This window comes from Pseudomonas sp. TAA207, assembly GCF_001529285.1.
Lineage (GTDB): Bacteria > Pseudomonadota > Gammaproteobacteria > Pseudomonadales > Pseudomonadaceae > Aquipseudomonas > Aquipseudomonas weihenstephanensis.
The window spans coordinates 344753-357893 of sequence record NZ_LLWJ01000072.1 but is presented as its reverse complement, the minus strand read 5'-3'; the positions used below and the strand labels follow the sequence as shown (position 1 = coordinate 357893).

Genomic DNA, 13141 nt, shown 5'->3' with positions numbered 1-13141 from the left:
GATTTGCAGGGGTGTAAGCCCTGTTTGCGGGTTATTAAAAAGCCCTTATCCACAAGGCATGGATAAGGGCTTTAGCTAACAGATTGATTTTTAACAAATATGTAACAATCAAACTTACCCACAAAATGCTTTTTTAGCGTGTGGATAACACCCTCTCAAGCCTTCGGTAGCTTAACGGGGCGCTTCCAGCCTTCGATATTGCGCTGGCGTGCACGACCAACGGCAAGCTGTTCAGCGGGCACGTGCTGATTAATGGTCGAACCGGCAGCCGTGGTAGCGCCGTCAGAGATATCCACAGGTGCAACCAGTGAGTTGTTGGAACCAATGAATACATCTGCGCCCAACACTGTCTTCCACTTATTGGCGCCATCGTAGTTGCAGGTAATGGTCCCGGCGCCGATATTGGTGCGCGCACCCACTTCAGCATCGCCCAGGTACGTCAGATGGCCACACTTGGCGTCTTCACCGAGGTGGGCATTTTTCAGCTCAACAAAGTTACCCACATGGGCACGGGCATCAAGCACGCTACCTGGTCGTAATCGGGCGAATGGGCCTGCATCGCTGCCCTCGCCCATGATGGCACCGTCCAGATGACTATTAGCTTTGACCACCACACCTTTGCGCAAGGTGCTGTCCTTGATCACGCAATTAGGACCAATCACCACGTCGTCTTCAATCACTACGCGACCTTCGAGGATCACGTTAATGTCGATCAGCACATCACGCCCGACGCTGACTTCGCCGCGCACATCAAAGCGCGCCGGGTCGCGCAAGGTGACACCCAATGCCATCAGACGGCGGCCTTCACGCAACTGATAGTGACGTTCCAGTTCACTGAGTTGCTTGCGGTCGTTGGCGCCCTGTACTTCCATCGGGTCCAGCGCATGTTCGGTGGCCACGACCAAACCATCGTTCACCGCCATCGCGATCACATCGGTCAGGTAATACTCGCCCTGTGCATTGTTGTTCGACAGGCGGCTCATCCAGTCCGCTAAGCGATGGGCCGGCAACGCAAGAATCCCGGTATTGCCTTCCGAGATTGTGCGTTCAGCTTCGCTCGCATCCTTGTGCTCAACGATGGCACTGACCTTGCCGCTGGCATCACGCACGATACGGCCATAACCGGTCGGGTCTGCCAGGTTGACGGTCAGCAGGCCCAGTTGCTCGGGGCCGACTTGCTTGAGCAGGCGTTGCAGGGTCTCAACTTCGATCAACGGGACATCGCCGTACAGGATCAGCACGTTTTGTGCCGTTATAAACGGCAGTGCCTGAGCCACGGCGTGGCCGGTGCCCAACTGCTTGTCTTGCAGCACAAAATTCAAGTCTTCTGCGGCCAGACGTTCGCGGACTAGTTCAGCCCCATGGCCGATCACTACGTGAATACCGGTTGGCTTGAGTTGGCGGGCGCTGTGGATAACATGGCCCAACATGGAATTGCCGGCCACCGGGTGCAATACCTTGGGCAAGGCCGAACGCATGCGGGTGCCCTGACCTGCGGCGAGAATGACGATATCGAGAGACATGACTGGCTACCAATCCTGGGTGGTCAGCGGCTGCGACCAAAAAGTATTTCGCGGAAAAAGAAAAAGGGTAGCCGAGGCTACCCTTTTTAATCAATCACACAATGAAGCAGGAGCCTTAGCCGCCGAACTTCTTGCGGATTTGCTGGACGGTGCGCAGCTGAGCTGCGGCCTCGGCCAGTCGTGCAGCAGCAGATCCGTAATCGAAATCTGCGCCTTTTTCGTTCAGGGCCTTCTCGGCAGCCTTAACGGCTTCCTGAGCGGAGGCTTCATCCAGGTCGGCAGCACGTTGCACGGTATCGGCAAGTACCTTAACCATGTTCGGCTGAACCTCGAGGTAACCGCCGGAGATGTAAAACACCTCGGCATCCCCACCCTGTTTGATCAGGCGGATCGGACCTGGCTTGAGTTCAGTGATCAGCGGAGCGTGACCCAGAGCGATCCCAAGATCACCCAGGCTGCCGTGCGCAATCACCATCTCAACCAGACCGGAAAAGATTTCTCCTTCCGCGCTGACGATATCGCAATGGACTGTCATAGCCATCTGATTGCCTCAACCTAAATTAGCGCCCGTTACCGGGCGCTGGGATTACAGTTTCTTGGCTTTCTCGATCGCTTCTTCGATGCCGCCGACCATGTAGAACGCTTGTTCTGGCAGGTGGTCGTAGTCACCGTTGAGGATGCCTTTGAAGCCAGCAATGGTGTCTTTCAGGGAAACGTATTTACCCGAAGCGCCAGTGAAGACTTCAGCCACGAAGAACGGCTGAGACAAGAAACGCTGGATCTTACGAGCGCGGGATACCAACTGCTTGTCGGTTTCCGACAGCTCGTCCATACCCAGGATCGCAATGATGTCCTTCAGTTCTTTGTAACGCTGCAACACGTACTGAACGCCGCGAGCGGTGTCGTAGTGTTCCTGGCCGATTACGTTAGGGTCCAGCTGGCGCGAAGTCGAATCCAGTGGATCTACCGCTGGGTAGATACCCAGGGAAGCGATGTCACGGGACAGAACGACAGTGGCGTCCAAGTGGGCAAACGTGGTCGCAGGCGACGGGTCAGTCAAGTCATCCGCAGGTACGTATACCGCTTGGATCGAAGTGATCGAACCGTTTTTGGTCGAAGTGATGCGCTCTTGCAGAGTACCCATCTCTTCAGCCAGAGTCGGCTGGTAACCTACTGCCGAAGGCATACGGCCCAGCAGTGCGGATACTTCAGTACCGGCCAAGGTGTAACGGTAGATGTTGTCAACGAACAACAGTACGTCGTTACCTTCGTCACGGAACTTCTCGGCCATGGTCAGGCCAGTCAGTGCTACGCGCAGACGGTTACCCGGCGGCTCGTTCATCTGACCGTAAACCAGTGCCACTTTGTCCAGTACGCTGGAATCCTTCATCTCGTGGTAGAAGTCGTTACCCTCACGGGTACGCTCGCCCACACCAGCAAACACAGAGTAACCGCTGTGTTCCATGGCGATGTTACGGATCAGTTCCATCATGTTTACGGTTTTGCCTACACCGGCACCACCGAACAGACCCACCTTACCGCCTTTTGCAAACGGGCAGATCAGGTCGATAACCTTGATGCCTGTTTCCAGCAGGTCGTTGCCGCCAGCTTGCTCAGCGAAGGACGGTGCAGGACGGTGAATGCCCCAACGCTCTTCGGTGTCAATCGGGCCAGCTTCGTCGATCGGGTTGCCCAGAACGTCCATGATCCGGCCCAGAGTCGCTTTACCGACTGGAACGGAGATGGCTGCGCCAGTGTCGGTGACTTCCAGACCGCGCTTCAAGCCCTCGGTGGAACCCATCGCAATGGTACGAACCACGCCGTCGCCCAGCTGCTGCTGAACTTCCAGAGTGGTTCCGGCCGCGCTTTGTACTTTCAGCGCGTTGTAGATGCTCGGTACGTTTTCGCGTGGGAATTCCACGTCGATCACGGCGCCGATGATTTGAACGATACGTCCGCTACTCATAGCTGGATCCTCTGAATATTTGAACCGTTAAACCGCGGCAGCGCCGCCGACGATTTCCGAGATCTCTTGGGTGATCGCAGCCTGACGCGCCTTGTTGTAGATCAGCTGCAAATCGCTGATCAAATCACCGGCGTTATCAGTGGCGTTCTTCATTGCGATCATCCGCGCAGCTTGTTCAGCTGCACTGTTCTCGACCACCGCCTGGTACACCTGCGACTCCACGTAACGCACCATCAAGCCGTCAAGCAGCTCTTTGGCATCTGGTTCGTAGAGATAGTCCCAGTGGTGCTTGAGTCCTTGATCCGGGGTCGCCACCAGTGGAATCAGTTGTTCCACAGTAGGCTGTTGCGTCATGGTGTTGATGAACTTGTTGGATACCACAGAAAGGCGATCAATACGGCCTTCCAGGTAAGCATCCAGCATCACCTTAACGCTGCCGATCAAGTCATTGATCGACGGTTCTTCACCCAGATGGCTGATTGCAGCAACGACGTTACCGCCAAAGTTACGGAAAAAAGCCGCACCTTTGCTGCCGACCACGCACAGATCAATCTCGACGCCGTTTTCGCGGTTTACCGCCATGTCCTTGACCAAAGCCTTGAACAGGTTGGTATTCAAACCACCGCACAAACCACGGTCACTGCTCACAACCACATAACCCACACGCTTGACAGCACGGTCGATCATGAATGGGTGGCGGTATTCCGGGTTGGCGTTGGCCAAATGCCCAATAACCTGGCGGATGCGCTCCGCATAAGGACGGCTAGCAGCCATGCGCATTTGTGCCTTGCGCATTTTGCTGACCGCCACTTTTTCCATGGCGCTGGTAATTTTTTGCGTGCTTTTGATGCTCGCAATCTTACTGCGAATCTCTTTTGCGCCTGCCATGTAACACCTATCAGGTTAGCAAGCGGGAGCCTTGCGGCTCCCGCTGCGGCTTACCAGGTTTGGGTGGCCTTGAACTTCTCGATACCGGCTTTGATGCCAGCATCGATGTCGTCATTGAAGTCACCTTTAACGTTGATCTTCGCCATCAATTCGGCGTGATCGCGGTTGAAGTAAGCAATCAGCGCTTGTTCAAAGCTACCGACCTTGGTGATTTCGACGTCAGTCAGGAACCCACGCTCAGCGGCATACAGCGACAGCGCCATGTCAGCGATCGACATTGGTGCGTATTGCTTCTGCTTCATCAGCTCGGTAACGCGCTGACCATGCTCAAGTTGCTTGCGGGTCGCTTCGTCCAGGTCAGAAGCGAACTGGGCGAATGCCGCCAGTTCACGGTACTGAGCCAGAGCGGTACGGATACCACCGGACAGCTTCTTGATGATCTTGGTCTGAGCGGCACCACCCACACGGGATACCGAAACACCGGCGTTCACAGCAGGACGGATCCCGGAGTTGAACATGGCCGATTCCAGGAAGATCTGACCGTCAGTGATGGAAATCACGTTGGTCGGAACGAACGCAGAAACGTCGCCAGCCTGGGTTTCGATGATCGGCAGTGCGGTCAGGGAACCGGTTTTGCCGGTCACTGCGCCGTTGGTGAACTTCTCTACGTACTCTTCGGAAACGCGGGATGCGCGCTCCAACAGACGGGAGTGGAGATAGAACACGTCGCCTGGGTAAGCTTCACGGCCTGGTGGACGGCGCAGCAGCAGGGAAATCTGGCGGTAAGCCACTGCTTGCTTGGACAGATCGTCATAAACGATCAGCGCGTCTTCACCGCGGTCGCGGAAGTATTCGCCCATGGTGCAACCGGAGTACGGTGCCAGGAACTGCAGCGCTGCGGATTCGGATGCACTGGCAGCTACGACGATGGTGTTAGCCAGCGCGCCGTTTTCTTCCAGCTTGCGAACCACGTTGGCGATGGTCGATTGCTTCTGACCGATCGCTACGTATACACAGAAAATGCCGCTGTCTTTCTGGTTGATGATCGCGTCGATCGCCAGAGCGGTTTTACCGATCTGACGGTCACCGATGATCAGCTCACGCTGGCCACGGCCGACAGGGATCATGGCATCGACAGCCTTGTAGCCAGTCTGTACAGGCTGGTCTACCGACTTACGCCAGATCACGCCTGGAGCAACTTTCTCGACTGCATCAGTCTCGGTGTTGTTCAGCGGACCTTTGCCGTCAACTGGGTTACCCAGTGCGTCGACAACGCGACCCAGCAGTTCCTTACCAACAGGAACTTCCAGGATACGGCCGGTGCACTTGGCGCTCATGCCTTCAGCCAGAGTCGTGTAAGCGCCCAAAACTACGGCACCTACAGAGTCTTGCTCAAGGTTAAGCGCCATACCGAAGACGCTGCCCGGAAACTCGATCATTTCGCCGTACATTACGTCGGCCAGACCGTGAATCCGCACAATGCCGTCAGATACGCTGACGACAGTGCCTTCGTTGCGGGCTTGAGAGGTCACATCGAGTTTTTCGATGCGGCCCTTGATAATTTCACTTATTTCGGAAGGATTGAGTTGCTGCATTGCTCTGCTGCCCCTTCAAACTCAAGATTTCAATGCTTCGGCAAGGCTTGCGAGTTTCCCGCGAACCGAGCCATCGATAACCAGGTCGCCGGCGCGGATGATGACACCACCTATAAGGCTGGCATCCTCCGCAACTTGCAGGCGCACTTCCCGGTTGAGTCGTGCACTGAGAACCTTGGCGAGTTTGTCTTGCTGTTCTTGGTTCAATGCAAAAGCACTGGTCACTTCAACGTCTACCGATTTCTCTTGTTCGGCCTTGTACAGGTCAAACAGAGCGGCGATCTCCGGCAATAGCGGGAGACGGTCGTTTTCGGCAACGACATGGATGAAGTTCTGTGCTTCTACAGTGAACTTGTCGCCGCACACATCAATAAATGTGGCGGCCTTTTCTGCGCTCGTCAGTCGCGGGGCCTTGAGCACGCGCTGCATAGTGTCGTCTTGCGACACTGCTGCAGCCAGGCCGAGCATGGCTGACCAAGAGGCCAGTTGCTGGTGGGCCTGGGCGTGCTCGAAGGCTGCCTTAGCGTAAGGTCGGGCCAACGTGGTCAATTCTGCCATGATCGCCCTCGCTTAAATTTCAGCAGCCAGTTTATTAACCAGCTCCGCGTGCGCGTTTTGATCGATTGTGGCACCCAGGATCTTCTCTGCGCCTTCAACAGCCAAGCCACCCAATTGGGTACGCAGGGCGTCTTTGACGCTGTTCAGTTCCTGTTCGATCTCGGCCTGAGCCTGAGCCTTCACACGGTCAGCTTCAACGCGAGCCTGTTCACGGGCTTCGTCTACGATCTGAGTACCGCGTTTCTTGGCTTGCTCAATGATTTCAGCTGCTTGAGCCTTAGCTTCGCGCAGTTGTTGACCCGCTTTATCTTGGGCCAACTCCAGGTCGCGAGCTGCTCGGTTAGCAGCGTCCAGTCCAGCCGCAATCTTCTTCTGACGTTCTTGCAATGCCGCGATGACCGGAGGCCACACGAACTTCATGCAAAACAGTACAAAAATGAAGAACGCAACGGACTGGCCAATCAGGGTTGCATTAATGTTCACGCCAACACCTCGCTCGTTCGTTGTCCATCACTCTAATCAACTCGACAATTCGAGTGATTAGCCAGCGAGTTGACCAACGAAGGGATTAGCGAAGGTGAAGAACAGTGCGATACCAACACCGATCATGGTTACGGCGTCGAGCAGACCGGCAACGATGAACATTTTAACTTGCAGCATTGGAACCATTTCTGGTTGACGCGCTGCGCCTTCCAGGAACTTGCCGCCCAACAGGCCGAAACCAATTGCGGTACCCAGTGCGCCCAGGCCGATCAACAGTGCAACAGCGATAGCGGTTAGACCAACTACAGTTTCCATCTTTCCTCCCGACTTTTACGTCGTATGGTTTAGGTTTTTAGATTAAAGCGGTAAAACAAAATCATTTTGCGACGCCCTCCCACCGAAGCAGGAGGGGCACCAGACTCGCCGAGGCGGGCCTTAGTGGTTCTCTTCGTGCGCCATCGACAAGTAAACGATGGTCAACATCATGAAGATGAACGCTTGCAAGGTGATGATCAGGATGTGGAATACAGCCCACGCCCATTGCAGCACCACGCCCAGACCGCTAAGCCAAAGCAGGCCGCTGCCGAACATTACGGCGATCAGGATAAATACCAGTTCGCCAGCGTACATGTTGCCGAACAGACGCAGTGCCAGCGAGATTGGCTTGGCAATCAACGTCACGAATTCGAGCAGGAAGTTAACCGGAATCAGCAGCGCTTGAACGAAGATGTTCTTGCTGCCAAACGGGTGCAGGGTCAGTTCGCCGATGAAGCCGCCGATGCCCTTGATTTTGATGCTGTAGAAGATGATCAGCGCAAATACCGACAGGGCCATGCCCAGGGTAGCGTTAGGATCAGTCGTCGGTACGGCACGGAACGGGAAGTGTTCATCGCCAGTGATCAGAATGGCCAACTGAGGAATCCAGTCAACCGGGATCAAGTCGATGGCGTTCATCAGGAACACCCAGACGAAAATCGTCAGCGCCAGCGGAGCAATAACTGCGCTGCGGCCGTGGAAACTGTCTTTGACGCTGCCATCAACGAATTCCACCAGCACTTCAACGAAGTTCTGCAATGCGCCTGGTTGACCCGAAGTTGCCTTCTTGGCCGCCATGCGGAAAACGAGGATAAAGATCAGGCCGACAAACAGCGACCAGCCGAGTGTATCGACGTGGAATGCCCAAAAGCCCATTTCTTTAGCTTCTGCAACGGTGTGAGCAAAGCCCCAGCCGCCATCAGGTAGCTGCCCGAAGGTCAGGTTCTGTAAGTGGTGCTGGATATAGCCCGAAGCGGTTGTTTCTGCCATGGTTGCCTCAAACGCCCTAAGGTCTCGAAAGTGTTGTTCTCATTAGCAGGGGAGCGAACCAGCTGACCAGTTGGGTCAGCACGAAGACGCCAAATACTGCTAATGGCGCCAATGGCTTCACACCTGCAAACGTCAGCGCGAACAGCACTGCCGTCAAAATTAATTTGCCTGCCTCGCCAGCGTAAAACGACCGGACGATGGCTTGCGCTGCTCGAGCGCCGGAAAACCGGAAAGCCCTGTGAGCAAAGTACACATTGGGTAGCAAAGCAATCAGGCCTCCGCAAAGTCCTGAATAACCGGCGACGACTCCATGCCATTGCCAGAGCCCCAGAGCAGCCAGCAATAAAACGACAAATTGAGCCAGTAAAACCGGAAAAACCGCCAAGCGATGGAACGGCAAGCGGTTTGGCGTGCGTGTTTCCATCACATCTGCTCCTCAAAGGTCGGCTGCCAAAAGTAAGAACTTGGCATAATTTGTGCCGACAAAATGCGCGCAGAGTATAGGGGCGCTTAATTCCCTATTCAACTGTCAGGTAGTGATTTCCGACTGCGCGCTACACGAGGAATTGTTTCAGCGGATGTGTGCAAGCACACCCTGAAGCTCATCCAGAGAATTGTAACCAATTACTAATTGGCCTTTTCCCTTCTTTCCGTGGCGGATTTGCACCGCAGAGCCTAGCCGTTCAGCCAGTCTTTGTTCGAGACGCGTGATATCCGGATCTGGTTTAACCGGTTCTACGGGGTCTTGTTTGCCACTCAACCACTGGCGAACCAGGGCTTCGGTCTGACGCACGGTCAGCCCTCGTGCGACAACGTGTCGCGCCCCTTCAACCTGCTGGTTTTCCGGCAAACCCAGCAAAGCTCGCGCGTGACCCATTTCCAGGTCGCCGTGGGAGAGCATGGTTTTGATCACTTCCGGCAACGAAATCAATCGCAACAGGTTAGCCACAGACACCCGGGACTTGCCCACGGCGTCAGCCACTTGCTGTTGGGTCAGCTGGAACTCTTGCTGCAAACGCTGCAGGGCAATGGCTTCTTCAATCGGATTGAGGTCTTCACGCTGAATGTTTTCGATCAGCGCCATTGCGATAGCGGTTTCGTCCGGCACATCGCGCACCATCGCCGGGATGGTGTCTTTGCCAGCTTGCTGGCTCGCGCGCCAACGGCGTTCACCGGCGATGATTTCAAAGCGCTCGCCGGCAATCGGGCGTACCACGATGGGCTGCATCACCCCTTGGGACTTGATGGAGTTAGCAAGCTCTTCAAGGGCTTGCGGGTCCATATCGCGGCGCGGCTGGTATTTGCCACGCTGGATCAGGTCCAGGGGCAAATGTTGCAGTTCGCTTTGATCAACCTTGACCGCTTGCTCCTCCAGTGAGCTGACCGTAGGGCCACTCAGGAGTGCATCCAGTCCGCGTCCGAGACCTCGTTTCTTGACGGCCATGGGATTTCCTTAAGTTGGCTGAACGGTGCGGGAGCTGCGACGTTGACGACGAACCAACTCGCCCGCGAGGGCCAGGTAAGCAATCGCGCCACGGGAATTTTTGTCATACGCCAGCGCCGGCATGCCATAACTTGGCGCTTCGGCCAAACGGATGTTGCGTGGAATCACCGTGTCGTAAAGCTGCCCGCCAAAGTGCTCCTTGAGCTGCGCCGAAACGTCATTCATCAGGCTCAAGCGCGGATCGTACATGGTCCGCAACAGGCCTTCGATCTTCAGGTTCGGGTTTAGCAGCTCGGCAATGCGTTTGATGTTATCCACAAGGTCACTCAACCCTTCCAGTGCAAAGTATTCGCACTGCATGGGGATGATGACGCCATCGGCGGCAACCAGCGCGTTCAAAGTCAGCATCGACAGTGAGGGCGGGCAATCGATCAGGATGTAATCGTAGCTCTCGCGAACCGGCGCCAGCGCAGTACGCAGGCGGCTTTCTTTCATCTGCATTTCAAGCAGCACGACTTCCGCTGCCGTGAGATCACGGTTAGCCGGCAGCAACTGATAACCACCGTGTTCGGAGTAGTGCATGGCCTGAGCCAGGTCGCATTCTCCGATCAACAGGTCGTACACCGAGTTCTCGAGCGCGTGTTTATCCACACCGCTACCCATGGTGGCGTTGCCTTGTGGATCGAGGTCGATCAGCAGCACCCGACGCTTGGTGGCGACCAGCGATGCTGCGAGGTTGATACAGGTGGTGGTCTTACCCACACCACCCTTTTGGTTCGCTATTGCGAATACCTTAGCCATTCTTGCGTGCGTTCCCAATCATGCCGTGCGGCGCAGTATCAGCAGATGGCGTTGGCCTTGGCAACCCGGAACGGTCAAGGCGTGTTCGCTATCGAGACGAAAATCAGTCGGCAATGCTACCAGCTCATCAGCAGGATGAACGCCCTTCATTGCCAACCAGCGCGTTTGGCTGTCGCCCAAGTGGCGCGTCCAGTTGGAGAAGTTCTCCATGCTGCTGAAGGCTCTGGACACAATTCCGTTGAACGGCAACGCCGGTTGATATTCCTCAACGCGGCTGTGGATAACTTGCAAGTTGTCCAGTTTGAGTTCGAGTTTAACCTGGGTCAGAAAACGGGTTTTTTTACCGTTACTGTCCAGACAGGTCACTTGCGACTCAGGAAACAGGATCGCCAGAGGGATGCCGGGCATGCCGCCACCACTGCCGACATCCAGCCAGCGGCCGTTTTCGATAAATGGCATGACGCTGAGACTGTCGAGCAAATGACGCGACACCATTTCGTCCGGGTTACGCACAGCCGTGAGGTTGTAAGCCTTGTTCCATTTAATCAACAGGGCCAGATAAGCCAGCAATTGCTGGTGCTGGATGTCGGTCAATTCGACGCCCAGTTGACGTGCACCTGTGGATAACTCTTCGGCGTGTTGTGCAGTGACCAGCGAACTCAAGCGTTTTGCTCCAACGTGCGGCCAGCGCCGCGTTTTTTCAGATGAATCATCAACAGGGAAATGGCCGCCGGCGTGACGCCGGGGATCCGCGATGCCTGGCCCAGGGTCTCGGGGCGAGTTGCGCCCAGCTTGCTCTGGATCTCTTTCGACAGCCCGGAAATGACCGTGTAATCGATATCCACAGGCAGTTTGGTATTTTCGCTTGCCCGCAAACGGGCAATTTCATCCTGCTGACGATCGATATAACCCGCATATTTGGTCTTGATTTCAACCTGCTCGGCGACCAACGGGTCTTCAGCGCCTTGCCCGGTCACTTCAACCAGACCGGCGTAGTCGATTTCGGGGCGGGTCAACAAATTCAGCAAATTGTACTCATGGGTCAATGGCGTACCGAATTTGGCAGCAATTGCATCGCCTTGTTCCGTACCCGGTCGCACCCATGTGCTTTTCAATCGTTGTTCTTCCAGCGCAATACTTTCGCGCTTGGTGCAGAAGGCCGCCCAACGCGCGTCATCGACCAATCCCAGTTCACGACCTTTTTCGGTCAGACGCATATCGGCGTTGTCTTCGCGAAGGATCAGCCGGTATTCGGCGCGGGAGGTGAACATCCGATACGGTTCTTGAGTACCCAGGGTAATCAAATCGTCGACCAACACCCCGATGTAGGCTTCATCGCGACGCGGGCACCAGCTCTCTTTGCCTTGTGAAAGCAAAGCCGCATTGGCGCCGGCCAGCAAACCTTGGGCACCCGCTTCTTCGTAACCGGTGGTGCCATTGATTTGCCCAGCAAAGAACAAACCGCCAATGACTTTGGTTTCGAGGCTGTACTTCAGATCTCGCGGGTCGAAGTAGTCGTACTCGATGGCATAACCAGGACGCACTATATGGGCGTTTTCCATACCGCGAATCGATTGCACGATCTGGATTTGCACGTCGAACGGCAGCGAAGTTGAAATCCCGTTCGGGTACAGCTCATGCGTGGTCAGGCCTTCCGGTTCGATAAAGACCTGATGGCTTTCTTTGTCTGCAAAGCGATGAATCTTGTCTTCAATCGATGGGCAGTAGCGTGGGCCAATCCCTTCAATCACGCCCGAATACATCGGCGAGCGGTCCAGGTTGGAGGCAATGATTTCGTGGGTGCGTGCGTTGGTATGGGTGATCCAGCAACTGACTTGCGCCGGGTGCTGTTCTTTGTTGCCCATGAACGACATGACGGGAATCGGGGTATCGCCAGGTTGCTCGGTCATCACCGAGAAATCCACCGAGCGACCGTCGATCCGCGGCGGCGTGCCGGTTTTCAAGCGACCAACTCGCAGCGGTAGCTCACGCAGGCGCTGGGCCAAGGCGATCGAAGGTGGATCACCGGCCCGGCCGCCCGAATAGTTCTGCATACCAATGTGGATAAGTCCACCGAGGAACGTGCCTGTGGTCAAAACCACGGCATCGGCCATGAAACGCAGGCCCATTTGGGTCACTACGCCTCGCACTTGATCCTGTTCGACGATCAGGTCATCAGCGGCTTGTTGAAATATCCACAGGTTGGGCTGGTTTTCCAGAATTTCGCGTACAGCCGCCTTGTAGAGGATGCGGTCAGCCTGTGCACGGGTTGCGCGTACGGCGGGGCCTTTACGGCCATTGAGTACACGGAACTGAATACCGCCTTTATCGGTGGCTATCGCCATCGCGCCGCCAAGGGCGTCGATTTCTTTAACCAGATGGCTTTTACCAATCCCGCCAATCGCAGGATTGCAGCTCATTTGCCCGAGGGTTTCCACGTTGTGGGTCAACAGCAGGGTTTTTACGCCCATACGTGCTGAAGCAAGTGCAGCCTCGGTTCCGGCGTGACCGCCACCGATGACGATCACTGCAAAACGGGAAGGGAAATTCACCACGCACCTCGTGCCTGTTACTAGGG

14 protein-coding genes are annotated in these 13141 nt (G+C 55.6%); all 14 read right to left on the bottom strand.

Features of this window, described 5'->3' with window-relative positions:
• Positions 1-155 precede the first annotated feature (155 nt).
• The 14 genes from glmU to mnmG all read right to left on the bottom strand — a co-directional run bounded on the left by glmU (position 156) and on the right by mnmG (position 13115).
• Positions 156-1523 carry a bifunctional UDP-N-acetylglucosamine diphosphorylase/glucosamine-1-phosphate N-acetyltransferase GlmU gene (gene glmU, locus AP059_RS21385; protein WP_059766091.1) on the bottom strand — a complete coding sequence of 456 codons (1368 nt, stop codon included), beginning with the start codon at positions 1521-1523 and terminating at the stop codon, positions 156-158.
• A gap of 115 nt (positions 1524-1638) precedes the next feature.
• On the bottom strand, positions 1639-2064 hold the full coding sequence (locus AP059_RS21380) for a F0F1 ATP synthase subunit epsilon (RefSeq protein ID WP_059766089.1): 426 nt from the start codon (positions 2062-2064) through the stop codon (positions 1639-1641).
• Between the two features lie 45 nt (positions 2065-2109).
• The gene (gene atpD, locus AP059_RS21375) at positions 2110-3489 is read right to left on the bottom strand and encodes a F0F1 ATP synthase subunit beta (protein WP_019828667.1); all 1380 of its coding nucleotides are present in this window, start codon (positions 3487-3489) and stop codon (positions 2110-2112) included.
• 27 nt (positions 3490-3516) lie between these two features.
• A complete protein-coding gene (gene atpG, locus AP059_RS21370; protein ID WP_059766087.1) occupies positions 3517-4377 on the bottom strand; it encodes a F0F1 ATP synthase subunit gamma in 861 nt (286 codons plus the stop codon).
• 50 nt (positions 4378-4427) lie between these two features.
• Positions 4428-5972: a F0F1 ATP synthase subunit alpha gene (atpA, locus tag AP059_RS21365; RefSeq protein ID WP_048363764.1), complete on the bottom strand. Its 1545-nt coding sequence runs from the start codon at positions 5970-5972 to the stop codon at positions 4428-4430.
• Positions 5973-5993: 21 nt separating this feature from the next.
• Positions 5994-6530, bottom strand: a complete 537-nt coding sequence (locus AP059_RS21360) for a F0F1 ATP synthase subunit delta (protein WP_059766085.1) — start codon at positions 6528-6530, stop codon at positions 5994-5996.
• Between the two features lie 12 nt (positions 6531-6542).
• Entirely contained in the window at positions 6543-7013 is a 471-nt protein-coding gene (locus tag AP059_RS21355; RefSeq protein WP_047279006.1) for a F0F1 ATP synthase subunit B, read from the bottom strand.
• A 57-nt stretch (positions 7014-7070) separates the two neighbouring features.
• The gene (atpE, locus tag AP059_RS21350; RefSeq protein ID WP_002555987.1) at positions 7071-7328 is read right to left on the bottom strand and encodes a F0F1 ATP synthase subunit C; all 258 of its coding nucleotides are present in this window, start codon (positions 7326-7328) and stop codon (positions 7071-7073) included.
• A 120-nt stretch (positions 7329-7448) separates the two neighbouring features.
• A complete protein-coding gene (gene atpB / locus AP059_RS21345) occupies positions 7449-8318 on the bottom strand; it encodes a F0F1 ATP synthase subunit A (protein WP_047279004.1) in 870 nt (289 codons plus the stop codon).
• A gap of 16 nt (positions 8319-8334) precedes the next feature.
• The gene (locus AP059_RS21340; protein ID WP_003437994.1) at positions 8335-8742 is read right to left on the bottom strand and encodes a F0F1 ATP synthase subunit I; all 408 of its coding nucleotides are present in this window, start codon (positions 8740-8742) and stop codon (positions 8335-8337) included.
• Between the two features lie 147 nt (positions 8743-8889).
• A complete protein-coding gene (locus AP059_RS21335; protein ID WP_048363767.1) occupies positions 8890-9762 on the bottom strand; it encodes a ParB/RepB/Spo0J family partition protein in 873 nt (290 codons plus the stop codon).
• A 9-nt stretch (positions 9763-9771) separates the two neighbouring features.
• A complete protein-coding gene (locus AP059_RS21330) occupies positions 9772-10563 on the bottom strand; it encodes a ParA family protein (protein WP_048363768.1) in 792 nt (263 codons plus the stop codon).
• An 18-nt stretch (positions 10564-10581) separates the two neighbouring features.
• Entirely contained in the window at positions 10582-11226 is a 645-nt protein-coding gene (gene rsmG / locus AP059_RS21325) for a 16S rRNA (guanine(527)-N(7))-methyltransferase RsmG (RefSeq protein ID WP_048402129.1), read from the bottom strand.
• On the bottom strand, positions 11223-13115 hold the full coding sequence (gene mnmG / locus AP059_RS21320) for a tRNA uridine-5-carboxymethylaminomethyl(34) synthesis enzyme MnmG (protein WP_048402128.1): 1893 nt from the start codon (positions 13113-13115) through the stop codon (positions 11223-11225). Before mnmG ends, rsmG begins: the two co-directional genes overlap by 4 nt.
• Between the last annotated feature and the right edge of the window lie 26 nt (positions 13116-13141).

Coding starts and splice junctions, on each gene's coding strand:
- atpG (WP_059766087.1), bottom strand. CDS start 4,377: ATGGCAGGCGCAAAAGAGATTCGCAGTAAGATTGCGAGCATCAAAAGC.
- glmU (WP_059766091.1), bottom strand. CDS start 1,523: ATGTCTCTCGATATCGTCATTCTCGCCGCAGGTCAGGGCACCCGCATG.
- atpE (WP_002555987.1), bottom strand. CDS start 7,328: ATGGAAACTGTAGTTGGTCTAACCGCTATCGCTGTTGCACTGTTGATC.
- AP059_RS21360 (WP_059766085.1), bottom strand. CDS start 6,530: ATGGCAGAATTGACCACGTTGGCCCGACCTTACGCTAAGGCAGCCTTC.
- atpD (WP_019828667.1), bottom strand. CDS start 3,489: ATGAGTAGCGGACGTATCGTTCAAATCATCGGCGCCGTGATCGACGTG.
- AP059_RS21340 (WP_003437994.1), bottom strand. CDS start 8,742: ATGGAAACACGCACGCCAAACCGCTTGCCGTTCCATCGCTTGGCGGTT.
- AP059_RS21330 (WP_048363768.1), bottom strand. CDS start 10,563: ATGGCTAAGGTATTCGCAATAGCGAACCAAAAGGGTGGTGTGGGTAAG.
- AP059_RS21380 (WP_059766089.1), bottom strand. CDS start 2,064: ATGGCTATGACAGTCCATTGCGATATCGTCAGCGCGGAAGGAGAAATC.
- atpA (WP_048363764.1), bottom strand. CDS start 5,972: ATGCAGCAACTCAATCCTTCCGAAATAAGTGAAATTATCAAGGGCCGC.
- atpB (WP_047279004.1), bottom strand. CDS start 8,318: ATGGCAGAAACAACCGCTTCGGGCTATATCCAGCACCACTTACAGAAC.
- AP059_RS21335 (WP_048363767.1), bottom strand. CDS start 9,762: ATGGCCGTCAAGAAACGAGGTCTCGGACGCGGACTGGATGCACTCCTG.